At 58.4% G+C, this 255-nt stretch carries 1 protein-coding gene; it reads right to left on the reverse strand.

Features of this window, described 5'->3' with window-relative positions; genetic code table 11:
- Positions 1–255: sugar phosphate isomerase/epimerase (locus tag IB264_RS34405; protein WP_192435397.1), on the reverse strand; the 255-nt coding region annotated here is incomplete at both ends.

Consider the following 255-nt stretch of genomic DNA (forward strand, 5'->3'; position numbering starts at 1 on the left):
GGTCGGGTTGAACTCGGCATCCTTGACGTGGAACATCCGGATGCGATCCTTGTAGATGTCGATGTTGTCGAGATAGTCGAGGCACTGCAGCACATAGTGCGAGGGGTCGTAGAGCATGTTGGCGCGGCCATGGTTGCCGGTGCGCTCTAAAAACATCTCGAAGGTGATGCCGTCGTGCAGGTCCTCGCCCGGATGGATCTCGTAGCAGATGTCGACGCCGCAATCCTCGGCATGGTCGAGGATCGGTTTCCAGCG

The organism is Ensifer sp. ENS11, assembly GCF_014851895.1.
Lineage (GTDB): Bacteria > Pseudomonadota > Alphaproteobacteria > Rhizobiales > Rhizobiaceae > Ensifer > Ensifer canadensis.